Annotated in this window: 21 protein-coding genes; 10 read left to right on the top strand and 11 right to left on the bottom strand. The window is 46.8% G+C overall.

The window, feature by feature from the left end:
• Positions 1-6: 6 nt before the first annotated feature.
• Entirely contained in the window at positions 7-1,086 is a 1,080-nt protein-coding gene (gene fba / locus QUA24_RS08960) for a class II fructose-bisphosphate aldolase (RefSeq protein WP_006633469.1), read from the top strand.
• Positions 1,087-1,255: 169 nt separating this feature from the next.
• Here fba and QUA24_RS08965 read toward each other — a convergent pair whose 3' ends face one another.
• Positions 1,256-2,647: an NB-ARC domain-containing protein gene (locus QUA24_RS08965; protein WP_333229046.1), complete on the bottom strand. Its 1,392-nt coding sequence runs from the start codon at positions 2,645-2,647 to the stop codon at positions 1,256-1,258.
• Between the two features lie 195 nt (positions 2,648-2,842).
• Between QUA24_RS08965 and QUA24_RS08970 the strand changes: the two genes are divergently transcribed.
• Positions 2,843-3,601 (top strand): hypothetical protein, encoded by a 759-nt coding sequence (locus QUA24_RS08970; protein WP_333228940.1) that lies wholly within the window; start codon positions 2,843-2,845, stop codon positions 3,599-3,601.
• 141 nt (positions 3,602-3,742) lie between these two features.
• Positions 3,743-4,750, top strand: coding sequence for a hypothetical protein (locus tag QUA24_RS08975; RefSeq protein ID WP_333228942.1), 1,008 nt, complete (start codon positions 3,743-3,745; stop codon positions 4,748-4,750).
• 49 nt (positions 4,751-4,799) lie between these two features.
• Here the strand turns inward: QUA24_RS08975 and QUA24_RS08980 are convergent, their stop codons facing one another.
• Together QUA24_RS08980 and QUA24_RS08985 are read right to left on the bottom strand one after the other, a co-directional pair.
• Entirely contained in the window at positions 4,800-5,081 is a 282-nt protein-coding gene (locus QUA24_RS08980) for a hypothetical protein (protein WP_333228944.1), read from the bottom strand.
• 236 nt (positions 5,082-5,317) lie between these two features.
• The gene (locus QUA24_RS08985; RefSeq protein ID WP_333228946.1) at positions 5,318-6,019 is read right to left on the bottom strand and encodes an alpha/beta fold hydrolase; all 702 of its coding nucleotides are present in this window, start codon (positions 6,017-6,019) and stop codon (positions 5,318-5,320) included.
• Positions 6,020-6,171: 152 nt separating this feature from the next.
• Here QUA24_RS08985 and QUA24_RS08990 point away from each other — a divergent pair, with 152 nt between their 5' ends.
• Together QUA24_RS08990 and QUA24_RS08995 are read left to right on the top strand one after the other, a co-directional pair.
• Positions 6,172-6,651 (top strand): NUDIX domain-containing protein, encoded by a 480-nt coding sequence (locus QUA24_RS08990; protein WP_190662957.1) that lies wholly within the window; start codon positions 6,172-6,174, stop codon positions 6,649-6,651.
• 657 nt (positions 6,652-7,308) lie between these two features.
• Positions 7,309-9,009: a hypothetical protein gene (locus tag QUA24_RS08995; protein WP_333228948.1), complete on the top strand. Its 1,701-nt coding sequence runs from the start codon at positions 7,309-7,311 to the stop codon at positions 9,007-9,009.
• A gap of 246 nt (positions 9,010-9,255) precedes the next feature.
• Here QUA24_RS08995 and QUA24_RS09000 read toward each other — a convergent pair whose 3' ends face one another.
• Positions 9,256-9,993: a class I SAM-dependent methyltransferase gene (locus QUA24_RS09000; RefSeq protein ID WP_333228950.1), complete on the bottom strand. Its 738-nt coding sequence runs from the start codon at positions 9,991-9,993 to the stop codon at positions 9,256-9,258.
• A 7-nt stretch (positions 9,994-10,000) separates the two neighbouring features.
• Positions 10,001-10,198 (bottom strand): hypothetical protein, encoded by a 198-nt coding sequence (locus QUA24_RS09005; protein ID WP_333030091.1) that lies wholly within the window; start codon positions 10,196-10,198, stop codon positions 10,001-10,003.
• A 577-nt stretch (positions 10,199-10,775) separates the two neighbouring features.
• Here QUA24_RS09005 and QUA24_RS09010 point away from each other — a divergent pair.
• Together QUA24_RS09010 and QUA24_RS09015 are read left to right on the top strand one after the other, a co-directional pair.
• On the top strand, positions 10,776-13,319 hold the full coding sequence (locus QUA24_RS09010; RefSeq protein ID WP_333228952.1) for a mannose-1-phosphate guanyltransferase: 2,544 nt from the start codon (positions 10,776-10,778) through the stop codon (positions 13,317-13,319).
• 189 nt (positions 13,320-13,508) lie between these two features.
• Positions 13,509-14,066, top strand: coding sequence for a single-stranded DNA-binding protein (locus tag QUA24_RS09015; RefSeq protein WP_333208824.1), 558 nt, complete (start codon positions 13,509-13,511; stop codon positions 14,064-14,066).
• 192 nt (positions 14,067-14,258) lie between these two features.
• On the opposite strand, the gene QUA24_RS09020 is transcribed toward QUA24_RS09015, so the two are convergent.
• The gene (locus tag QUA24_RS09020; RefSeq protein WP_333228954.1) at positions 14,259-14,603 is read right to left on the bottom strand and encodes a hypothetical protein; all 345 of its coding nucleotides are present in this window, start codon (positions 14,601-14,603) and stop codon (positions 14,259-14,261) included.
• 739 nt (positions 14,604-15,342) lie between these two features.
• Entirely contained in the window at positions 15,343-15,576 is a 234-nt protein-coding gene (locus QUA24_RS09025; RefSeq protein ID WP_333228956.1) for a hypothetical protein, read from the bottom strand.
• A 220-nt stretch (positions 15,577-15,796) separates the two neighbouring features.
• Between QUA24_RS09025 and QUA24_RS09030 the strand changes: the two genes are divergently transcribed.
• Entirely contained in the window at positions 15,797-16,021 is a 225-nt protein-coding gene (locus QUA24_RS09030) for a helix-turn-helix domain-containing protein (RefSeq protein ID WP_333107432.1), read from the top strand.
• A 63-nt stretch (positions 16,022-16,084) separates the two neighbouring features.
• Here the strand turns inward: QUA24_RS09030 and lipB are convergent, their stop codons facing one another.
• The gene (gene lipB, locus QUA24_RS09035) at positions 16,085-16,768 is read right to left on the bottom strand and encodes a lipoyl(octanoyl) transferase LipB (RefSeq protein WP_333228959.1); all 684 of its coding nucleotides are present in this window, start codon (positions 16,766-16,768) and stop codon (positions 16,085-16,087) included.
• A gap of 151 nt (positions 16,769-16,919) precedes the next feature.
• Between lipB and hpf the strand changes: the two genes are divergently transcribed.
• On the top strand, positions 16,920-17,573 hold the full coding sequence (gene hpf, locus QUA24_RS09040; RefSeq protein WP_333208818.1) for a ribosome hibernation-promoting factor, HPF/YfiA family: 654 nt from the start codon (positions 16,920-16,922) through the stop codon (positions 17,571-17,573).
• Positions 17,574-18,027: 454 nt separating this feature from the next.
• Positions 18,028-18,459: a hypothetical protein gene (locus QUA24_RS09045; protein ID WP_333228961.1), complete on the top strand. Its 432-nt coding sequence runs from the start codon at positions 18,028-18,030 to the stop codon at positions 18,457-18,459.
• 322 nt (positions 18,460-18,781) lie between these two features.
• On the opposite strand, the gene QUA24_RS09050 is transcribed toward QUA24_RS09045, so the two are convergent.
• The 3 genes from QUA24_RS09050 to QUA24_RS09060 all read right to left on the bottom strand — a co-directional run bounded on the left by QUA24_RS09050 (position 18,782) and on the right by QUA24_RS09060 (position 21,639).
• On the bottom strand, positions 18,782-19,240 hold the full coding sequence (locus QUA24_RS09050; protein WP_333208814.1) for a peroxiredoxin: 459 nt from the start codon (positions 19,238-19,240) through the stop codon (positions 18,782-18,784).
• Between the two features lie 421 nt (positions 19,241-19,661).
• Complete coding sequence (locus tag QUA24_RS09055) at positions 19,662-20,558, bottom strand: metal ABC transporter permease (protein WP_333208812.1); 897 nt, start codon at positions 20,556-20,558, stop codon at positions 19,662-19,664.
• 271 nt (positions 20,559-20,829) lie between these two features.
• Entirely contained in the window at positions 20,830-21,639 is an 810-nt protein-coding gene (locus QUA24_RS09060; protein WP_333208810.1) for a metal ABC transporter ATP-binding protein, read from the bottom strand.
• Positions 21,640-21,671: the final 32 nt, after the last annotated feature.

The raw sequence follows: 21,671 nt of genomic DNA on the forward strand, positions 1-21,671 counted from the left end.
ATATCTATGGCGCTTGTACCTATGCGATTGCTGCTCGACCACGCGGCTGAAAATGGTTACGGCCTACCGGCTTACAACGTCAACAATATGGAGCAAATCCAAGCGATCATGCGCGCTGCTGACGAAACCAACAGCCCTGTGATTCTGCAAGCTTCTCGCGGCGCTCGCTCCTACGCTGGCGAAAATTTCCTGCGCCACTTGATTTTGGCAGCAGTTGAAACCTATCCTCACATTCCCATTTCCATGCACCAAGACCACGGCAATGCCCCCGGCACTTGCTATTCTGCCATGCGCCAAGGTTTCACCAGCGTGATGATGGACGGTTCTCTGGAAGCAGATGCTAAGACTCCCGCCAGCTACGAGTACAATGTTCAAGTTACTCGCGACGTGGTGAATGTTGCTCATTCGATCGGCGTTAGCGTTGAAGGCGAACTGGGTTGCTTGGGTTCTCTGGAAACAGGAATGGGCGAAGCAGAAGATGGCCACGGCTTTGAAGGTGCGCTTTCTCACGATCAGTTGCTGACAGATCCTGAACAAGCTGTGGATTTCGTTGAGCAAACCGGCGTTGATGCTCTAGCAGTCGCGATCGGCACTTCTCACGGCGCTTACAAGTTCACTCGCAAGCCGACTGGCGAAATTTTGGCAATCAGCCGCATTGAAGAAATTCACCGCCGCTTGCCGAATACTCACTTGGTAATGCACGGTTCTTCTTCTGTGCCCCAAGAATTGCTGGAAATCATCAACAGCAACGGCGGCAAAATCCGCGAAACCTACGGCGTACCTGTGGAAGAAATCCAAAAGGGCATCAAGTGCGGCGTTCGCAAGATCAATATCGATACTGACAACCGTTTGGCGATTACCGCTGCGGTGCGCGAAGCTTTGTTTGCCAAGCCCGACGAGTTTGACCCCCGCCACTTCTTGAAGCCGTCGATCAAGTATATGCAGAAGGTTTGTAGCGATCGTTACAACTCTTTCGGTTGCGCCGGTCACGGTACAAAGATTAAGCAAGTGTCTTTGGACGATTTTGCAGCTAAGTATGCTAAGGGCGAATTGAGCTCCTCTGCTAAGAAGACTGTCGCTGTTTAAGAATTTTAGGTTTTAGATTTTAGATTTGTCTGAAGTCTAAAGTTAGGATTGCCGGGTAGCTTTGAAGTTGCCCGGTTTTTGTTTGTGCGATTTTATTTATTTAGTTACTGGGCGATTGAAATCGCTACTATACAAACTAAGTCTGCCTCCGCAGACTAAGAGATATCAATTACACCGCAGAGGCGATCGCATATTGCCTCAGCACAGGTGAAATCGTGTAAAAATTTGTTTGTTGTTCTATCAAGCAGCGCCGCGATAGAGATTGCAGGGCATTTAGCAAATCTGAAGCCGGAATTATGTCATTTTCTAGCAATTTTGCCCGGTTGATTGGCTGGCTTTCTTTGGCTAACAAGGAGATTACTTGTTTTTCTAGTTCGGATAGGCGATCGAACTGCTGCTGTAAAACATCTTTCAAATCTTCCGGCAACAATATAGTATCATTTGGTAATAACTCTGTCACGCCTCCACCCAAGTCTTGAATCAGATTCGCCACGCTTTTTAACCATAGGGGGTTGCCTTGGTAACGATGAATGAGTGCTTCACTGTTCTCGCTTTCTTCTAACCCATAATCTCTGAGAATTTCCCGTGCGGCGGCGATGCCTAAACCTTTGAGTTGCAAGGTACGAATAGAAGTATTTTGGCTTTTAACTTGAGTCACTTCTCTCGGTTGTTCCCAACCGATTAACAGAAAGCAGCTTTGATGGGATAATTTTTCTATTTGTTTGAATAAAGAGCGATATTCTTCGGATTCTGGTTTATATTTTCCTGCCAATTTGCCGCTACAGAAAAGGTTGTGAACGTCATCTAAGACGATTAAACAGCGATGGTTTTGTAAATACTTAATCAGCGGTAAGCGTTTTTGGTTTGTTGGGGATGAATCTTGTTTTTCGGAATGGGAAAAAAGCTGTATTAGGTTAGATTGAAATTTATCTATGGTGGGGAATTCGTCTAGAGTGTACCAAACTGCGTACTCAAACTCGTCTTTAATTTGTTGTACGAGTTGTACTGCAAGGGTGGTTTTGCCGATACCGCTGATGCCGGTGAGGGTGATGAGGCGACAGCGTTGTTGTAGAATCCAGGTGGTGAGGGTTTGGAGTTCAGGAGTGCGATCGAAGAAATCACCCAACTCCGGCATTTCGCTTAAATCTTGATGTGAGATTGGAGATTGTTTTCTGTTAGATGTTTCTTGATTGGGTGGGTGTGAGTTTGGGATATTTGGTGGGTGTCTTCCTTCTGCACAGATGTTGAAACTACCACTGATGTATTGTTCGCTGACGTTTTGTGCAAAGTTTGAAGAATTAGAGACTTGGAACCTCTCCATTGTGGAGCGAAAATTTGTTTTACTGACATCTTCCCCTAACTCCTCTGAAAGTATCTGCCATAATTCCGATCCGATTTCCCTGATGCGACTTTCAGAACAGTCAAAATCTTTCGCTATTGCTTTGTATGTCTCGCGTTGTAGAGTTCCCCGCAGTACCGCTGCTTGTAAATCGTTAAGGTGCTGACCCGTTTTGGCAAATACTATCTCATCAGCAAATTTTAACATTTCTTTAAGATTTATCGGGGCTGGGAGAGGCGATCGTTTTGTGTATTGTATCATATTTTCCAGCATTTTCGTACATTTTCGTACAAAAGTAGATAAAATGGAGCGAAAACATGAGAAAGTTTTTGGCAAAATAGAACATTTTTTGACTAGACAAAGCTTTGTTTTCTAAGGAATGATTGGAGAAGTATCACAGCAAAAGGATAATTTTTTGTGATTAAAAATATTGCGTTTGAAGCGAGACTTTCCGCTCTTGATTTGACACCGATTATCAATAAATTGACTGATGAAAGAGAAGACATCTGCTGGAGTAGCGAGCGTGTGCTCCGTGTAGCGGAATCATATCGTCAATACTTGAGTTTAAAATTCTACTTTCCCTCGGAAACAATTGTTCCAACAAAAGAAGTTGATACTTTTTGGCACACTCATATCTTGGATACCAGAAAATATGCCAAAGATTGCGACTCCCTGTTCGGATCTTTCTTGCACCACTTTCCCTATTTTGGTAGCAGAGGAGTTGAGGACAGACGTAATCTAGAGCAGGCGTTTTCACAAACTCGTGAGCTGTATCGGTTGTGCTTTAACTCCGATCCAGGACTCCTCAGAAATGATCTAGATTCTTGGGCTGCTGGCTGCAATCCTGACGAAATTCGGGCTGCTGGCTGCAATCCTGACGAAATTCGGGCTGCTGGCTGCAATCCTGACGAAATTCGGGCTGCTGGCTGCAATCCTGACGAAATTCGGGCTGCTGGCTGCAATCCTGACGAAATTCGGGCTGCTGGCTGCAATCCTGACGAAATTCGGGCCGCTGGCTGCAATCCTGACGAGATTCGGGCTGCTGGCTGCAATCCTGACGAAATTCGGGCTGCTGGCTGCAATCCTGACGAGATTAAGTTCCAGCCAAATTCTTTTGGCATGAATTTAAAAATTCTGAATCTTGTCTGTCGCAAAGTTACGGAATGTGCAAATTAAAGTCTACCCTTATTGCCTAACCTCTTCTCCCAGAGAAGAAGGGGTTAGGCAACCGAGCCTAGCTTTAGCCCTTCTCCCAGAACGGGAGAGGGATTAGGGTGAGGATAGTTCAGGAAAGTTCACATCCCGTAAAGTTTTAGTATGACAGACACCCATAACTTTATTAGATATATAAACAGCGAGGCTTTGATTGAGTGTGGTGTCTATGAAATAGATTTAGCTGTAGAGTCTACAAAATATTCGTTCTTGATGCATGGTCACCAAGAGTGTGTGTTGCCACCGAAAACAATATTTGCACTTCCGCTAAGTCAAAGCCCAATTGATCGCATGGCAGTGCTGCCTGCTTATGTTGGCGGCACTGTTAATTTTTGTGGAGTTAAGTGGTTGGGCAGTAGTTCGCGCAACGAAAATTTAGGTCTTCCAAGAGCAAGTGCAACTATATTGTTAAACTGCCCTCTAACTGGTCGGCTAATTGCAATACTTGAAGGTAGTACAATTAGTGCTATGCGTACTGCTGCTGTTGCCTGTATAGCAGTAGAGTATACTCGTCCAAATCCATATTCTCTTGGCTGTATTGGAATAGGAAAGATAGGACAATTGACTGTTGACTCTCTTCTTTGTAAATTTCCGACCATAAAAGATGTGAACATATACGGCAGAAGTAAAGAGAAGCTTAACGCTGTAACCAAGATACTTAGAGAAAAACATCCCCGTTGTGTATTTAGTCAATCCACAGAGATTAAAAGCATTACACTTCAATCCGAAGTCTTAATACTTTCCAGCACTTCCGCCAAGCCAATTATTAAGATAGATTCAATCCCTGACGATGTTTTGATATTGAATCTATCTTTAAGGGATGCGGATGAGTCAGTATTTCTAAATTGCGATTACATCATTATTGATGACTGGCAAGAGTGCTGCCGGAGAGGAAAGGTAATTTACGCACTGGTGAAAAATGGGTTGCTCTCCAAATCCGACATATATTCAGATTTAGGAAGATTGGTTGCTGGTATTGATGCAATTCCTTCTAAAAGACCTTCTCGTACTATGGTTTTTGCGGCAGGACTATCAATCCATGACATTGCATTTGCTTCGCTGCTTTACCAGCGTTCTATTGATAAGAATATTGGAACTTTGCTTGAGTTATAATGATTGTCTTAAAAGTTAATATCCTGTTTGGAAAAAAGTAATCAGCTTGTCAGGTAATGATTGCCCAATTACTGTGATGAAAAGCCTCAGACGGGGTTGGAGCGGAGAGCCGAGAGATTTTGGTGCTGAGTTCAGCAGTGCGATACTTGCACAGATAGCGATCGCCCCTCGCACCAAATACCAAACACTGCGATGATTGTACACAGTGCGATCGCACATAATCATCATCCCTAATTTGCGATCGACCTCCAGCACCAATTCTCCACAAAGCATCCGGCTGAAATTCATTATCAGCGTCCAAGCGCAAAGTAGCATTGTCGCCCAATTCCACCCCAGCCAACCTCTAATTTGATTGTGTGGTTCGCCGTGACTTCGGAATCTTACCGATAATGCCACATAAAATATTTTTCAATCTATTCAGTTAGCTATAAAAATTCAAGCAAACATAGCATCGCGGGGGCGAGTTTTGCCGCACTAAACTCGCTCCTAATATAAATATTTAACTAAATCCTTCCCTTAAACCTTCTGCTTCTTCCTTCGCGTCCTTCGCGTCTTCGCGGTTCGTTTCTAACACAAATACCCAATCCAAGCCGGCAAAACCTCCGGCGAACCGTACCACTTCCCCGGAGAACGAGGCGAATGCCAAACTCCCTCCAACACCAGATTTTCGGCCCCGTCCAAAAGAGCAGCTTCCACCGGCGTAATTCCATCTCCCCAAGTTTCGCCCTTCCCCACAGTCAACTCGTAACTTTTATAAGCCAGCCAAGTTCCTAAACCGCGCTTGCCAAAAACAGCCTTCCCAGCAGCGCACACGTAGCGCACCTGTGGGTGAAAAGCCCCCGGATAGTGAATTTTGACAAAATCTAGATTTTTGCGCGTCCAGCGCTCTTGAGAGACGTGCGGCGTGCCTAAAGTAATTAAAGTATTCACATAAGGGTGAGCTTCCCACAAACCCGCGTCCTCAAGCACGTCGCCGTGAATCGTGTAAGGCTTTTCGCCCAAATAGATGCGAGAAATCCAGCCGCCGGCGGAATGACCGACGAGATTGATCTGGGGAACGCCGTATTGCTGTAACATTTGTTTGACTGTGCGATCGAGCTGTCGCAAAATTGGCACCATCGACCGCCCACCAAAAGTCGGCAACCAATCTCCCTTGCCCAGAGGCACTGTTACTGTTGGGAAACCTCGATCGACCAGAGATTTTTCTAATTCGCGATAGTCGGAAGCAGCAGCAAAATATCCTGGTAAAATCACGGTTGGTAATGGCATTGTCAATTTTAGATTTTAAATTTTAGATTTTAGATTTTGCAGCCGGAGTGCTACGATCTGTTTTTCAAGTTCAAAGACACTTGCCAAAGCATCCTTTGGATTGCTAACATCTGCCGCTCGTTAAACCTTTTGCTTAGGGAATATCTACTTCTATGGCTCGCGAGCCGATTCAAACATGGTATTTTACCCTAGTTGTCGTTCACTTAGAAGACCGTTTTCTACTGGTACAAGAGCGCAAGTACGAGCAGCAGTGGTATCTCCCAGCAGGGCGAGTGGAAAAAGGGGAGACTTTGCTCGAAGCTGCTATGCGTAATACCCTTGAGGAAGCGGGCATTTCCATCATCATTGAGGGAATTCTCCGGGTAGAGCACACAGTGATGCCTAAGGGTAATGTGCGCCTCCGAGTCATTTTTGTGGCTCGTCCACAAGATAAGACGCCACCCAAGAGTAAGCCGGATGAGCATACTTTGTGCGCGGGCTGGTATTCTCTCAAGGAATTAGACCAGTTGTCGTTGCGGGGAGAGGAAGTTCGAGAAATGTTTCAATATATGGCAAGCGGCGCTCCAATTTATCCCATCGACTTGCTCACCATCGAGGGAGCTCCTTTTAAAAATTACCGCTATCGCTGGTGAATCCATCGATTTGGGATTTGGGATTTTCGATTGAATAATTACTTCCACGGATGAATCCGGTTGTGTAACCGAATTGGAAACAGGGGTCGATCGAACGGATCGATCGTGTTTAATGAATAAGTGGCGCTCCAGATCCCGGAGAAAGACGGTATAGCAGCGGTGCAGTCTGTTTTTTAGATCGCGCCAGTCCTGCCCGCCTGAGGCCCGCTGACCATTCTCAACAATACCTGAGAAACCGTGTATAGGATTTGGCTAAAGGCATTCGGCAAGGAAAACAATGGTTTGAGCAATTAACAACCTCCCCACCCTATTTGCGGTTGCTATACAAGCGTGGAAGCAGGCAAAAAACCGGGTTTCTAGGCTTGAGTGCTGGATGTGAGGATCGCGAAATCTCAATAAAAGTCGATCGGGCAATTTCGAGGGCGATCGTGCTAAAATTATACCTTTAAATTCCCAACCTCTCCTCATTAAAACGAATTCACACTCAATCACAACCACAACAATATAAATTACCAATCCCCCAATCACTCAATCCCCCAATCCCCCAATCTAAAATCTAAAATCTAACCATCTCCCACTCCCCCAATCTAAAATCTAAAATCTAACCATCTCCCACTCCCCCAATCTAAAATCTAAAATCTAAAATCTAAAATTTAAATGACTGACTCTTCCTCCCTCGCCAACACCCTTTCCGAACCGCTGCGCCAGCCTTATTGGTGGGCAGCCCTAGCTTCTGTCAGCCTTCACGGAGTGTTCGGAGTCACTGCCCCGACGCTCTCAAACATAATTTATGGTGGGAATTCCTCAAAAAATATCCCCGGTTCTGTCGGCTTAGTAGAACTAACTCCCGCAGAAGCCGGCCGCCTGCCACAAACCCTACCACCGAGACCGTCTAATACGCGATTTACGCCATTTTCGATCGCACCAGTTCCCCTTCGGCCAGCGCCAAAGTTAGCCCCGCCCTTGCCCCCCCCACCTGATACCATCAACTTGCCCGCCATGCCACCGGGAATGCCCCCTCCTGGATTCTTTTCCCCTCTGCCTCCTTCCCCTCTCCCGCCCTTCACTGCCCCAACAGCCCCGCCACCTCCCAAGACTCCATCCCCAACAGTCAGAGCCCCCTCCCAGCCAATACCCACTTTCGTCCCACCCGTACCTCCCAGCGGTTTCCTTTTCCCTCCCTTACCAGGTAATTTTGATCGCAATATCCCGCCACCACCATCGCTGCCAGAAGCGCCGCAGTTTCCCGGCGGCGGCTCGGAAGATGAAGCAGAGGCGCTCAAAAAGATCATAGCCAGTAGAGGCGGACTTCCACTATTTCCAGACGGAGCTCCAGTCTTTACCCCAGAATTCCCAATTGCCGGCAGGAATGTGGGGCCCGATGGAGTACCAAAATTGACTCAAAAAGATCCCAATAAAAGGAATCTCATCGCAGAAACTCCCGAAGAAAGAATCAGGAGGCAACAATTTGAAGAAGGACAGCGACAGCTAGGACAGCTCGGACAACCCGGTTCAAACTCATCCACCGACACAGGGGCACAGCAAACTGCGTTTGTAACTAACTATCGTGCTTTGTTTGACAGATTCCAAAAGGCTTATCCTGACTTGCAAATGACGGGATCGACTCCTGTGAATGTCCCTTATCCCGTAACAGCTTGCTCGCAAAAACTCCAAGGAACTGCAGTTTTTGGAGCAGTTGTCAGCCCTCAAGGCTTGCTCAAGGCAGAGCCTCAGCCGATCGTCCCCACGGGTTACGGTATTCTCGATAATGCGGCTAAAATTGCGATTATTAGCCCTTCTCTAACATTTGAAGCAGCCACCACGCACAAGCTTTACCAACTGGCTGTCGAGTTTAAGTACGACGAAAAAGTTTGCAGTGGCATTCCTGTCACCCCAACCAGGCCCAACCCACCAGGCCAGCAGCAGCCAGCGCCCGCCCCCACAGCGCCCAGCAGACCAACAGGCCAGCCGCCCTCCCCGGCGCCTACAGAAGTGAAACCGCAGTTTGAGAAGCCGCCGGCCCCCTCAAACAAACCGCAGCCAGGGGCTCAACCGTCGCCGCCCGCACCCAAGCCTGCGGCTCAACCTTCGCCCTCGCCTGAACCGAAGCCAGCCGCGGAACAGTCGCCTTCTCCTCAACCGCAGCCCGCCGAAGAGTCCCCGCAGCCCGAAGCAGCGCCATCTCCCGCCGCCGAAGAGTCTCCGCAGCCCGAAGCAGCGCCATCTCCCGCCGAAGAGTCCCCGCAGCCGGAATCTGCACCATCTCCGGCCCCGGAAGTGTCGCCATCTCCTGCAGCCGAAGTGTCGCCGTCACCATCGCCGGAAGCTGCGCCATCTCCTGCGGCTACCGAAAATTAATTGGGCGTCGGTAATTGGTAATCCGGTATGGGAATAGGTAATATCCAATCTGCTTGCTTCACTATTGTGAGTTAGTAGTTAGTAGGGTGCGTTAGCTTGAATATTTGTTGCTTTTCAAACTAATCTGTACTTGCTGACTTACCCTACTTTCTCCACTAAGAATGAAGTAGTTTTTTGTCCGGCAGAGCAAGCTTTGGATGATTGAATTTTTGAGTAAAAAGCTAATTACCTCTTCCCCTTAACCTCTCAATTGTATTGAACTTTATACATTTGAAATAAGTCGCCACTTTGCTTTTTTATTACCTTAGCGCCCGCAGCTTTAATCATTTTTTCCCAATCTTCTATTGTCTCTAAAAATACTTCGCCGGCTCGATAAGTTTCCAAAATTGCCCAATCTTCTGCTAGAGGAGCATTGGGGTTGAGGACATCAAAAACAAAATGACCGCCCGGTTTTAGTACCCGCTTTACTTCTCCCATGACAATACTCCAATAGTCTATGGGATAGTAACAGCTAAAGCCTGTAGCAAGGCATAAATCGAACAGAGCCTCCTCGTAATTTAATTGGTGAGCGGGAGCCCATTCTACCCCTTTGAACAGCTTAGAATTGAGCTGAGGGCCGCGAGCGTTTAAGGCGTCTCGCGCTGCGCTGCTGATTTCTTGACCGTAAAAATATGCCTCCCAATCCCGCCAAGGGTAGATCAGAAAGCTGACTCCGCAGCCAATGTCTAAACAGCGCTGATTTTTTTGAGGTTTGGCAATTTTCCAGAAGGGAGAAACTGTTTTTGCTTGGAGAGTTCCTGCAACAGATTCTAGGAAAATCGGCATTGCTTCGACTTCTTCGGGTAAAGCGAAACCTTCTCCTCGGTATTCGCGATCGAACCGAGAAGCCACTTGCGACAGTAAAACTTGCCAGCTATCTGATTTTCCTTTAGCAAACCAAGTTTGCTCCTGACCCGCTACTGGGCGCTCGGACTTTTTAGACATTCTTGAATTACCTTTTAGAAGCTTTGAGAGCTTTTGTAAAGTTTTGGCGGTAAGGCTTATTAAAAATTAACGCCGGCCAGAGCAGCGACAGCTTCAGGCGATTTGCAAAACTTCTGTCGAAGTTAGTGCGATCGAAACCATTCCAAAATTTCCAAATACCGCCGCCGTAAGCGATCAGCAATGCCAAGCTAATTAATGTACTCATTTAAAAAACCCCTAAGCAATGGATAGGATTTTGGGTCAGCTAGTCAAAGCGTTACCCTTAATCTATCATTTATCAGATGCCAAAGCGCCCCGATAGCCCTAGCAATTCCACCTTCAGAAAGAGACTTAAAAATCCCCGTTGGCCACAAACTTAAAAATAACACCCCCGAAATAGCTTTCACCGAGTAAGCAAGAAGGGACTTCTGTCAAAAGTCGAGGATTCTGAAGAATTATACCATTTTAGATGCAAGAATTGAAGAATTAAAGCATTGGTAATGACTGATGACAGAAGGGTTTCGAGTACGGGCATACAGTTGCATTCTGTTTTTTAACTGGTATCACCCAACATCCCCTACAAATCCGAGTTCGACCGGGGGATTGGTGTGATGCCGGAAGTTCTAATTCGGTTGAAATCGGTTGCTGCTGGGGGACAGCGTAGCCGAACGGGATTGCCCTGATGTGTAACTACTCGAAGATATTTTACTAAGAACTGATTGCTGGTGGCCAACGAATTACAGCAGGCAAACTTTTTCTAGCGGACAATAGCGGTAGAGAGCTTTCTAAGCAAGGAGGATTTTATGCGTGCAGTGCTGATGGCTGGGGGGTCGGGAACGAGGCTCAGACCCCTGACGTGCGATTTGCCCAAACCGATGGTGCCGATTCTCAATCGCCCGATCGCAGAACACATTATTAATTTGCTAAAAAGACATCAGATCACGGAAATTATTGCAACGCTGCACTACCTTCCCGATGTCATGCGCGAATATTTTACTGACGGGGCAGAGTTTGGCGTTCAAATGACTTACGCTGTGGAGGAAGACCAACCGCTGGGTACGGCTGGTTGCGTCAAAAATATTGCTGAACTGCTCGATCGAACTTTTCTGGTCATCAGCGGCGACAGCATCACAGACTTCGACTTAACCGCAGCGATCAAATTTCACCGCAGTCAGCAATCCAAAGCCACGTTAATTTTAACTCGCGTTCCCAACCCGATGGAATTCGGGGTCGTGATTACTGAGGAAAATTACCGCATCAGTCGCTTTCTGGAAAAGCCTTCTAGCAGCGAAATTTTCTCCGATACTATCAATACCGGCATTTATATTTTAGAACCCGAAGTCTTGGATTACCTGCCGGTAAATCAGGAGTGCGACTTCTCGAAAGACTTGTTTCCCCTGCTACTGGAAAAAAACGAGCCGATGTACGGCTACATCGCCGAGGGTTACTGGTGCGATGTCGGCCAGCTAGATGTTTACCGGGAATCTCAGTACGACGCACTGCGGGGAAAGGTAAAACTGGATTTGAGCTATTATAACCAAGTTCGATCGGGACTTTGGGTAGGTCAGAATACTTTTATTGACGATAGCGCGATCATCGAAGTACCGGCGATGATCGGCAACAATTGCCGAATTGGAGCCCGAGTTAAAATCGATGCCGGTACAGTGCTCGGAGATAACGTGACTGTCGGGGCGGACGCCAATCTCAAACGTCCCATCGTGTGGAACGGAGCAATTGTCGGTGAAGACGCTCATCTTAGGGCCTGCGTGATTTGCCGGAGCACCCGCGTAGACAGGCGCGCTCACGTCCTCGAAGGTGCTGTCGTCGGTTCAATGTCCATCGTGGGAGAAGAAGCACAAGTGGGGCCAAGCGTGCGCGTCTGGCCGAGCAAAAATATTGAATCCGGCGCTCTGTTAAATCAAAATTTAATTTGGGGAGAACAAGCTAAGCGGAATTTGTTCGGTCAGCGTGGCGTTCAAGGACTGGCAAATGTGGATGTTACTCCGGAATTTGCAGTGAAATTGGGCGCGGCTTATGGCTCGACTTTGAAACCGGGGACTGCGGTATCGGTTTCTCGTGACCAGCGGAGCATTTCGCGGATGGTTTCGAGGTCTTTGATTGCGGGTTTGATGTCGGTGGGAATTAATGTGGTCAATTTGGAATCGACGGCAATTCCGATCGCGCGCACGGTTTCGTCTACGCTGTCGATTGCTGGCGGCATTCACGTTCGCATTTCGCCCGATCGCTCCGACCACATTTTAATTGAATTCTTCGATATCAAAGGCATCAATATTACTAAAGGAGCTGAGAAAAAAATCGAGGGGGCTTATTTTAAGGAAGATTTGCGGCGAGCTCTAATTCCCGAAATTGGAGAGATGACGTACTTTAACCAAGCTCTCGATGTTTACAACCGCATTTTTGAGCGGCAGATGAATGTTGAGGCAATACGCTACAGCAATTCTAAGGTGGTAATCGATTACGTTTACGCGGTTTCTGGAGCAATTCTGCCCCAAATGCTTGCCAAGTTCGGTTGCGATGCGGTGGTGCTCAATGCCAGTCTCAAGCAGACTTCTCTAAGCAACGGGGAACGGGAATATTTGCTCGACCAACTCGGCCGTGTGGTGAAAGCACTCAGCGCTAATTTTGGAGTGCAGGTATCGGCTAACGGCGAACAGCTCATTTTGGTAGATGAGTCTGGGATAGCGATTCGTGGGGAAATGCTGACGGCGTTGATGGTAAATTTGATGCTGACTTCTCATCCCAAAGGTACAGTAGTAGTGCCGGTGCACGCGTCTTCTGCGGTGGAGGCGATCGCCCGACGCTATCAAAGCAAGGTAATCCGCACGAAGGCGAACCCAACTGCTTTGATGGAAGCCGCTAACAGGAACCCGAATGTGGTTTTGGGCGGCAGCGGCCTTATGGGTTTTATTTTCCCGCAGTTGCATCCCGGATTTGACGGAATGTTCTGCATTGCTAAAGTGATAGAAATGATGACGATTCAGGAGCGATCGCTCGGACAGATCAAGGCGGAGCTTCCCCGCATCACCCACCGCAGTTACAGCGTCCGCTGTCCTTGGACTATCAAGGGTTCGCTGATGCGACATTTAGTAGAAACTCATTCGCCCGATCGTTTAGAATTATTAGATGGAGTGAAGATTTTTAACTACAGCGACGACAATTGGGTATTAGTTTTACCCGATGCTAGTGAACCGACGGTTCATATCTTCGCCAACAGTGAGGATCGAGATTGGGTATCTGAAACGTTGAAGGAGTACCGTGCCCTCGTTCACGATTTTGTCACTCAAGCCGAGGCGGCGGTTCTCCAAGATAAATTTGGTAACGTGTAATCCGTAATCGGTGACAAGTAATAGCGAATAGCGCCTAAAAATCAGTAATCACCAATTACCAATTTGCAGGCAATTCCCAAAAGCAAGACGCACAAGTCATCGGTACACGGATAGCTATTTTTTCCTTCTTCCTTCTTCTTTCTTCCTTCTTTCTTCAACATCCAATTCCCAATTACGCACAGATAACAGATGAATAGCTGCATTTTGATGGCGGAAATAATTCAACAACCGCAACTACGTTATACTCCTGACAATCAACTTCAAATCGCTGAGATGTTGGTGCAGTTTCCCGGCCCAAAACCCGAAGATCCACCCGAACATTTGAAAGTGATAGGATGGGGAAATTTTGCTCAAGAAATTCACGAGAAATATCACGAGGGCGATCGCGTGATTATTGAAGGACGGCTGAGCATGAATACGATCGAAAGAGATGGTATTAAAGAAAAGCGCGCTGAACTGACAGCTCAAAGGATTTACAGTGTCGGCGCCGATGCCATGAGTTCGGCTCCCGCAGGTAGAACCGCCCCCGAACCTGCTCAAATTCGCGACAGCGCCCCGGCTAATGTGCCTAGCAATGTAGTACCTTTAGGCTCGCGGAACCGCAGTTCTAACAGCGCTCCAAGCGGCCCTAACCGCACGTCTAGTTCGGATTGGAACTCGCATCAGTCTTCAAGTTCTGAGTCCGATCGCCCGTCGGGTTCGTCTAACGAACCGGAAAATCCCGATTACGATCCGATTCCATTTTAAAAATTAGGGTGCATCACTTTACGAGCGATCGCAAAACTGCGCCGTTCGATCAAAAGTGACGCACCTTCATTTAAGAGCGATTCCCTACGGGATAACTTCGCACGCGCGTACTTCATTCAGGAAAAAAAGGGCGATCCTCTTCGAGGGCTGCGCTAACGAATTTGGCCCAACTACGAGCTCTCATTGCAAATTTTACAGCTTGATCGTCACAACTTTTTTCTTGCTTTTTTCGTCGCGCAGCACGACGGTATTGTAGGGTGATGTATCCGTCCCCAGCGGAATTGGCAGCTTAAAGCTGCTGCTTTTATGCTTAACTTCGCCTAAATCAATGCTTTTCGTTATATTGCCATCTGTTGCCAGATAAGCGGTAAGTTCGCCTTTATAATCTTCAATCAAAAAGTCTCTGAAGAAAACGACTTCCCCAGCCTCGGCATCGATAGCAAGGATGACCGTACCGCTAAACGTTGCGCCTTTTTCTTCTTCATCAACCGTCGCCATTTTAATTTCCGAGGGGTCTTGACCGGACATATCTGGCATAAATTTTTTCTCCTGAGCAAAGCGCAATAATTACAGCGGATTCCAGGTTTATGAAGTACACCCCAGAAACCCGGTTTCTTCTGGATTTCTCGCCAGAAATCGGTTTTATTCAAGAAACCTGGTTTCTCTGTACTTCACTTACCTGGAAAGTGCTGTAACAAGAAGCTTACCTCACGCTAGGGGCGATCGCAAAACTCTTAGGACGTATTTGTGCATCGGTCTTGCTTCTCTCTAAGGTTAGAGAAGCCCGCGATCGCGCATTAAGCTGTGGAGCATTTAAACCAGTAACGAGGCTAGTAGGGTGCGTCAGCTAGAACCCTTACGCTGAAACGGAAAACCTTAGATGCTGACGCACCTTACGCAAGTCCTTTAAATGCCGAACAGCTTATACCACCAATTATCTCAATTCTTGAATCAGTAAGGAATGAGAATTAAATAACTTCCACTCTTGAAAGTGGGATGGGCCTAAGATCCCGTCCTTTTTGGACGGGATCTTAGGCCCATCCCACAATAACAATTAAAATTGTAAGTTATTTAATTCGCGCTTCTAAGTACAGACTGTTAAAATTATCTCTAGAATACCCCCAAGTCTCGCAGACACCGCCGCGTTAATTCGATTCGATATTTAGCATCCTTACGGTTGAGTTTTTAAGTGATTGGGTGGAGAATTAAGCCTGATGTTTTTGAGAATTTAAGAGCGATCGCACTTTGCTCAATAAAGGGCGATCGCCCTAAAAAATTATTCTTTCCAGTAACGGGTTAAAATCCGCATTACTTCACCTGCTAGAGGGGACTGTAAAGGCGGGCTCCATTCACCAAATTCTGCAAAACCCAAAACGTGCAGCAGATTGATGATGCTTTCTACTCCTTTGGGAATCCCGCAAATCAACAATCGGATCGGTTGCTTTCCGATGGGTGCGTCGGGAATGTCTTCGCGAAGGATTTCGGGAACTGACTTTGGCTGTGATATCATGAGTTTTAACTACAAAATAGTCGGATAGCGATCGCCCTTGAGTTTTCGAGGCAAAGGGGCGATCGCTTTTCCGTTTGTACATCCTCAGCATAGTTCATTTTCTGAATTAGTCAACTGCCAAGCTCAAATAATTTACCGTAGCGGTTAATTAAAGGATAGTGAAGGTTGCGGGATGGTAACATCAGCTTGCAAAGTCCAGGCTATTAATTGAGCATCAACAGTGGTCATCCGTTGGAAATTGGCAGTTGTAATGGCCGAGCGAAATATCAGCAACAAAGAGTTGGCTGCTTTGGTGGGGATGCACCCAACTTCGTTTTCGAGACTCAAAACCCGCCGTCGCCTCACGAGAATTGACGAATCCACTCTCAATGCTCTGTGCAAAGCGCTAAACTGCCAACCGGGCGATTTAATGGTGTATGAGGAAGACGAGCCCGATCGCACTTAAAAAACCGACTGCGATAGTTAGTAGTGTTGACAGCGACGCACCCTACACATTCGTGAAGCGAAGCTATCCCGTAGGGAATCGCACAATTTCCACTGCAAAAACGCGAGCAAACTCAGCGACAAGGATCGATCGCACTCGATCGACCTCAATTCCGGGAATAAACTGCTCTAAACTGCCAACAGGTCGATCGGGAATCCCGCAAGGTACAATTTGGCCAAAACCGGCGAGATCCGGACAAACATTTAAAGCAAAACCGTGCATCGTAATCCAGCGGCTGACTTTAATGCCGATCGCACCTAGCTTGCACCCATCCACCCAAACCCCAGTCATACCGGGAACCCGCGAACCCTTCAACCCCAAAACTTCCAGCACCCCCAGCAGCACTTCCTCCAACTGCCGCAAATACCAGTGCAAATCTTGTTGGTGACGGCGCAAATTTAAAATCGGATAGCCAACCAATTGACCCGGACAGTGGTAAGTCACCTCGCCGCCCCGCTCAACTCGGTGCAGTTCTGGCTGAGTTTGGCTTGGGTCAAATTTCAGAAATTCCAGCTTTGATCCCAGTCCCAAAGTGTAAACCGGCGGATGTTCCAGCAAAATCAGGACATCTGGCAAATCTGGCCTGTCGCGCCGTTCTTGCACGAGTTTTTGCTGGATTTCCCAAGCTTGGGAGTAGGGAACTTGTCCCCAATCGAGGAGCAAGCAGGGTTGTGCATTTAGTGGTTGATGGATTAGAGGAGAAACCATGCAAAAAATCAATAGTATTTTTACGGAATATTGGCCCAGCTTAAATCAAGAATTGTCAACATATAATAAAAGATTTGGAAGATAAGTGTTTTCGAGAATACATAGTGCTACTGTATAAAATATACCGAAGTTACAGAAGGGAGGGAGCTCTATGAAGCTTGTTATCCAGGGTAAAAATATAGAAATCACCGATGCGATTCGCGAGTACGTCAATCAAAAGGTGGAAAAGGCAGTTAGCCATTTTCAAACTTTGACGACTGAAGTGGACATACATCTATCGGTGGCTCGTAACCCCAGGATCAATCCTAAGCAGACTGCTGAGGTGACAATTTATGCTAACGGCAGCGTGATTCGGGCTGAGGAAAGCACGGAAAGCCTATATGCAAGCATAGATTTGGTTGCCGACAAGATAGCTCGTCAACTGCGGAAATTTAAGGAAAAACGTCACGACAACAAAATCCAGAGTAGTGCCAAAACGGTTACGGTAGTTGATGAACATCCTGTAGTAGCGGATCTGATTGGCGATCGAACTCCCGAACTTCCTGCTGAGGTTGTACGGACTAAGTATTTTGCTATGCCTCCAATGACTGTGCAACAAGCTTTGGAACAATTGCAGATTATCGATCACGATTTCTATATGTTCCGTAATGCGGAAACAGACGAAATTAACGTACTCTACGAACGCAAGACTCACGGTGGCTATGGAGTTATCCAACCCCGCCACAGCAACGGTAACGGTAATAGCAAAAATGGCAAAACTGCCGAAAGCGCTACATCTGAAAAATCGAGTGTTGCAAAAAGCTAGATAATTGCTGAGTGCTAATTGTTAATGGCTGCAAGTCGTTAGCAAAAAAGGACTAAAGTCCTTACTACGAACCACGAGTTTTTAGTAAGGACTTTAGTCCTTTCTTGGTTTTTTAGAGAATCATGACTGAGGTGTTCACTACCAACAACTGGTAAAATCTGTCTTTACCAGCTAGCTGTATCTCGCGACTAAATCTTTCGCTGCTTGTCGGTGTTTTTCTACCAAACTCGGCGGGGAAAGCACTTGGGGGCTATCCATATATCTTTGCACCCACACACTGAATTCGTTCAGGGAGGGATGGGGCAAATTTATCTAATAATTAACATACAGCAGCTTGCCAAAACTGTCCCTCGGCCCTTCCTTAATTTTTTGTCGCGGGTGTCGCCGATCTCCCTCTAGACTCCTTGCGCTGTCTGGGGTGTAGAATGGAGGTGAAACTAATTGAATGGAATGTATGCGGAAGTTAGTTTTCTCAGATACAGAAATGTTTTATCGTGAGCTAAAGACAGCCTTGGAGCAAAGTGAGCAAGTTGAAGTTATTACAGACTACGAGCGATATTCAGACCTTCCAGAGAAGTTAAAAACCATTTTTGAGTTACACAAGAACAAATCGGGAGAGTGGGTAAATATAGCTACAGGTGCATTCATCCCTTCTTCTGCTGGGGTTACTACAATTAACTACTCTGCCCTCTATATTTTTGCTGGTGCAGGTGCAGGTGCTATTCTTGGATTTATAGTTGGTGGCCCTGTTGGAGCAGCAGTTGGCGGTGGTATCGGAGCCATAGTTGGAACTCTTGCTGTTGTGACATCAAGCGGAAGGCATCATGTAGATATAGAAATTGATGCGAAGGGTAAACTCCGGCTTAAGATTAGCCCAATCCATTGAACAACGCGACACTCCCCACTGGCTGGGGAAACTAATTGAATGGGAAGTTTGTTAACTCTGGGGTCAAGTTTGATAATCTGTGTTGGTGCTCCCCACTGGCTGGGGAAACTAATTGAATGGAAACTGACCTGCATCGGCGCAAGGGTCGCACCAAATTTGTTGGCCCAACTCCCCACTCGCTGGCGAAACTAATTGAATGGAAACGCGCGGCCTGCACTGCGATTTTCGCGCCAATATCACAGAAACCGGGTTTTTTAGCTAATCTGCTAGATAGCAAATCATTTTCGTAAAAAACCCCGGTTTCTGGCCACCCGCGCGCCATCTAACTTTTGATGGTTTCTAAAGTTTTGAGTGCTTCTGCAACGTGTGCTTTAAAGTCTAACATGGAGTCAAAAATATGCTTGACAACGCCTTCTTTGTCAATGACATAAGTTACTCTACCGGGCATAATCCACAGGGTAGCTGGAACTCCATATAATTGCCGAACTTTGTTGCCAGTATCGCTCAGCAGTGTAAAGGGTAGCTGATATTTGGTGGCAAATTGTTGGTGCGATTGTTGGGTATCTTCGCTAATTCCTATGACTTCTGCGCCTGCGTCTTTGAAGACTTCGTAGCTATCTCGAAAAGCGCAAGCTTGGGTGGTGCATCCGGGTGTGTCGTCTTTGGGGTAAAAGTAGACTATGACGTTTTTTTTACCTTTAAAATCTTTGAGGCTGACTGATGTGCCAGTTTGAGATGGTAAGGTAAAATCGGGGGCGGTGTCTCCTACTTTGACGGTCATGTTTTTTTAACTTAGTAGATGTGTTGGCGTGAAATTTTAACTTTTGTTATTGTACAGTTTTTTGTGACCAATAGTTCGTAGTTGCGATCGCCCGATTCGGTATCATCCCATTTTTGCTTTCTCGCAATCCTAAAAACAACCGTTTTTACCAAATCTCGATGCAGCCGACCATTCGCAGTTATGGGTATTAATTGAAGAGGCTTGTTTGAACCGCACATCCACGGGGATTAACGAAGATTCTGATTAACAATGGGAGGCGCGGCGCAGAAGCCTTGCTACTGAGATGTTGCACCATTCTCTATAAGCCTTTTATGAACAGGCTTTCCGGCCTGTTCCACAAGAAAATTCACTCTGTGTGGAACAGGCCGGAAAGCCTGTTCTTGAGAATGGTGCAAGATGTGAGTTACTACAAACTTAATTGTTATCGGCCTTTAGTTAAATTTTTTAATTCCCGCCATATTGGAGGAATTTGACCGGAGTGTGTGCGGGGCTGGGTGAGGATTCCTTGAGTGGGACTGAAGAGCAATGATAGCACAAATAACCCCGATGCAACTAAAACTATTGCGGGGCCGGATGGCAAGTTATAGAAGTAGCTGAGATACATTCCGCTAATGCTGGAAATAACTCCGATTATTGCGCCTAAAATCATTACTTGGTGCAGGCGAGTTACTAGGAGATAGGCGGTACTTGCGGGTGTAATTAATAGGGACAAGACTAGCACTACGCCAACGGCTTTGAGGCTGGCAACTATTGTGAGGGCGATGAGTACCATCAGTCCGAAGTTGAGCAGGTTTACTGGTAAACCTGTGGCTTGCGCTCCTAATGGATCGAATGTATAAAATAGCAGTTCTTTGTAAAAGACTACTACAACTAATAAGACTACGGCGACTATGACGGCTGTGTCGATCGCATCTTCGACAGTAACCCCCAGGATGTTGCCGAAAAGAAAGTGGTTGAGGTCGATTTTGTTGTCTTTTTGGACGATCGTAATTAGGGTGATGCCGAGGGCGAAGAATGCCGAAAATACGATGCCCATTGCCGCGTCTTCTTTAATTGTCGATCGAGCTTTGATCCAAGCTATGATTACTGTACTCAAAACTCCGGCAATGAAAGCGCCGATAAAAATGTTTGCTCCGAGGATAAATGCGATCGCCAATCCGGGCAAAACCGAGTGGCTGATGGCGTCTCCGAGCAAGGCCAGCCGCTGTACCATTAAGTAGCTGCCGACGATCGCGCAGACGATGCCGACGAGAATGGCAATTATGAGCGATCGCTGCATGAATCCGTACTGCAACGGCTCAATTAAGGTTTGGATCATAAAATTATCAAATCACAGTTAACTAATGACTAACAACCAAAGCAACCCGGTTTTATCTGAGATGTTGTACCATTCTCAATAAGCTTTTTAGGAACAGGCTTTCCGGCCTGTTCCACAAACAGTGAATTTTATTGTGGAACAGGCCGGAAAGCCTGTTCTTGAGAATGGTGCAAGATGTGAGTTCGATCCGAGATTTATCGTTGCCCAATTCAATATTATCCAAGAAACCGGGTTCAAGAGTGTAACTCCTAGATTAATGACTGCTGGCTAATTAAGCTGCTTGTCCGGCAAAGAACATTACTTGTCCGCCGTAGGCGCGGTAAAGGTTTTCTTGGGTTAGCACTTCTTGGCGGGAACCAGCGGCAATCAATTCTGTATTCAGCAAAATTAAATCATCAAAATTGGTGATTGATTCGCCTAAGTCGTGGTTGACTACTAAGACGATTTTTCCGGCATTTGCTAGCTCGTGGAAGATGTCAAAAATGATATTTTGAGTTTTTTGGTCAACGCCTACAAATGGCTCGTCAAAGCAGAAAATAGCGGCTTCTTGGGCTAATGCTCTAGCTAGAAATACTCGCTGTTGCTGTCCGCCGGAAAGTTGTCCGATCGGTCTGTCTTTGTAAGCACTCATACCTACTCTTTCTAAGGCATCGGCAGCGGTGCGGCGGCTAGCTGCCGAAAAGCGGCGAAACCATCCGGCTTTTCTGACTCTTCCCATCATCACGACATCCCAAACGGTGGCGGGATAGTTCCAGTCAATTTGCGATCGCTGGGGCACGTAGGCTACTGTTTCGAGTCGATCGGCGATCGCTTCTTCGCCCCAGGTAACAGTGCCGCGATTTGCCGGAATTAAGCCCAACATTGCTTTGATCAGCGTGCTTTTGCCGGCACCGTTGGGGCCAATAATACCCGTCAGCCTTCCCGGTTTGACGGAAAGATTGATATCTCTGAGTGCCTCTACCGTGCGGTAGTTTACTGCTAAGTGCTTAACAGCGATAATTTCAGTGTCGGTAGCGCTGTCTTTGAGGTGGCAAACCATTTCAGACCAAGGATTCTCGTTGGGGAAGGCGGCGGTATTCATTGCGGTGACTCTATCTCCTTTTTATTAAGTTT

It is taken from the genome of Microcoleus sp. Pol12B5 (assembly GCF_036701335.1).
Lineage (GTDB): Bacteria > Cyanobacteriota > Cyanobacteriia > Cyanobacteriales > Microcoleaceae > Microcoleus.

Bases quoted from the DNA above. Each gene is read 5' to 3' on its own strand.
- QUA24_RS09005 (WP_333030091.1), bottom strand. From the start codon at position 10,198: ATGAGTACATTAATTAGCTTGGCATTGCTGATCGCTTACGGCGGCGGT.
- QUA24_RS09060 (WP_333208810.1), bottom strand. From the start codon at position 21,639: ATGAATACCGCCGCCTTCCCCAACGAGAATCCTTGGTCTGAAATGGTT.
- QUA24_RS08985 (WP_333228946.1), bottom strand. From the start codon at position 6,019: ATGCCATTACCAACCGTGATTTTACCAGGATATTTTGCTGCTGCTTCC.
- QUA24_RS08995 (WP_333228948.1), top strand. From the start codon at position 7,309: ATGACTGACTCTTCCTCCCTCGCCAACACCCTTTCCGAACCGCTGCGC.
- lipB (WP_333228959.1), bottom strand. From the start codon at position 16,768: ATGGTTTCTCCTCTAATCCATCAACCACTAAATGCACAACCCTGCTTG.
- QUA24_RS09055 (WP_333208812.1), bottom strand. From the start codon at position 20,558: ATGATCCAAACCTTAATTGAGCCGTTGCAGTACGGATTCATGCAGCGA.
- hpf (WP_333208818.1), top strand. From the start codon at position 16,920: ATGAAGCTTGTTATCCAGGGTAAAAATATAGAAATCACCGATGCGATT.
- QUA24_RS08975 (WP_333228942.1), top strand. From the start codon at position 3,743: ATGACAGACACCCATAACTTTATTAGATATATAAACAGCGAGGCTTTG.
- QUA24_RS09015 (WP_333208824.1), top strand. From the start codon at position 13,509: ATGAATAGCTGCATTTTGATGGCGGAAATAATTCAACAACCGCAACTA.
- QUA24_RS09010 (WP_333228952.1), top strand. From the start codon at position 10,776: ATGCGTGCAGTGCTGATGGCTGGGGGGTCGGGAACGAGGCTCAGACCC.
- QUA24_RS09050 (WP_333208814.1), bottom strand. From the start codon at position 19,240: ATGACCGTCAAAGTAGGAGACACCGCCCCCGATTTTACCTTACCATCT.
- QUA24_RS09020 (WP_333228954.1), bottom strand. From the start codon at position 14,603: ATGCCAGATATGTCCGGTCAAGACCCCTCGGAAATTAAAATGGCGACG.
- QUA24_RS09000 (WP_333228950.1), bottom strand. From the start codon at position 9,993: ATGTCTAAAAAGTCCGAGCGCCCAGTAGCGGGTCAGGAGCAAACTTGG.
- fba (WP_006633469.1), top strand. From the start codon at position 7: ATGGCGCTTGTACCTATGCGATTGCTGCTCGACCACGCGGCTGAAAAT.
- QUA24_RS08990 (WP_190662957.1), top strand. From the start codon at position 6,172: ATGGCTCGCGAGCCGATTCAAACATGGTATTTTACCCTAGTTGTCGTT.
- QUA24_RS09025 (WP_333228956.1), bottom strand. From the start codon at position 15,576: ATGATATCACAGCCAAAGTCAGTTCCCGAAATCCTTCGCGAAGACATT.
- QUA24_RS09045 (WP_333228961.1), top strand. From the start codon at position 18,028: ATGCGGAAGTTAGTTTTCTCAGATACAGAAATGTTTTATCGTGAGCTA.